Annotated in this window: 1 protein-coding gene; it reads right to left on the bottom strand. The window is 73.4% G+C overall.

Annotated features, from left to right (window positions below):
- A partial coding sequence (locus HC022_RS26600) for a capsular polysaccharide biosynthesis protein (protein WP_254885281.1) occupies positions 1-1,375 on the bottom strand: 1,375 nt, incomplete at both ends.

Here is a 1,375-nt window from a genome sequence, read left to right on the forward strand (position 1 = left end):
TGCCGGGACCGCGCCCGCGAGGTTGTACTTGGTGAGCCCGCCGCCCACGAGCCGCGCGATGAGGCGGCTGGCGCGCAGGGCCTCGTCGGGGCGCAGGGCGTGGCTTTCGGCGATGAGCCGCTCAAGCCGAGACGGCCGGGTCGGGTCGTAGTAGATGCCGAGATCGTCGGCCACCAGCGACAGCGGCGGCACGAGGCTCGCGCCAAGCCCGCGCGAGCGCAGGAACCCGTCCTCGACCCGCACCGCCTCGTCGTCCTTGGCCCTGTTGGCCCAGACCATGCGGCGGCGCCCGTCCTTTGCCTGTGCCCGGGCGGCCTGCGGGTCGGCGGCGAAGACCACGGGTGTCTCGCGCCCGAAGAACCCCTGCAGCGGCTTGCGCTTCCAGAGCCGCATGCCCTCGGCCACCCAGCCCTTGCGATCCTCTCGCCACGCCCGCGCCTGCGCCTCGAGTGTCGCGAGCACGTCCTCGAGCTCGCAGAGCCGGTCGCGGTAGGGGTCGTACCACGTGGGGTAGAGGATCATCGCCGCGGCGAAGAGCTGGGCGCGCGTCAGGCGGCGCTGGCGGCGGGCGACGGGCGTCTCGTCCTCGGTCAGGCCCCAGCCCGCATAGAACGGCTGGCCGAAGACCCGGGGACGGTGGCCGGCGAGAATGGCCTCGAACCCCATCTGCGACGACACCGTGTAGACGGCGACGGCGCCTTCCAGCAGCGCCTGCGGCGGGACCGGATCGGTGCAGAGCGTGATGCGCCCCTGCGCGTCATCGGCGGTGAAATGGCCGGGGCGGTGGCCGGCGCGGGTTTCGGGGTGGGTGCGCAGGAGGATGCGCTTGCCGGGGTGCTCTTCCTGCGCCCAATAGAGCATCTCGAGGAAGCGGTTGCGGTCGGCGCCCGAGGCGCGCACCGAGGCATCGCCGAGGGTCTGGTCGACCACCAGTACGTAGCCGGGTTCGGGCGCGGGGACGGCGGGATCGGTGGCGGAGTATTTCGACAGCTGCGCCGCGCGCATCCGGGCCATGGCAGCACGGGCGCGCTCCAGCAGGGCGTGGTCGTCGAGCGGTTCGGTCGCCAGCAGATGCTCGAGATCCGAGGGGGTGCGCCCGTCGAAATGCACGCCGCGCCGGTCGATGAGCAGCCCGAGCGGCGGCTCGCCGTCACGGCCCGGATGCAGCGAGCGCAGGAAGGCGTCCTCGATCCGCACCAGCGGCACGCCGCGCCGGACGGCCACCGCCTCGCCGCGCGCGGCATAGGGCGACTGGCCCCAGACGCCGACGAACGCCTCGGGCCCCGGCAGGCCCAGCGTCACGCGCCAGCCCGCCAGCGCAAGGATGCGTCGCAGCCGGGGCTGGCGCAGGAAACCGGCGTTGTAGACATGAAGA

The organism is Salipiger sp. HF18, from assembly GCF_011806505.1.
GTDB lineage: Bacteria > Pseudomonadota > Alphaproteobacteria > Rhodobacterales > Rhodobacteraceae > Salipiger > Salipiger thiooxidans.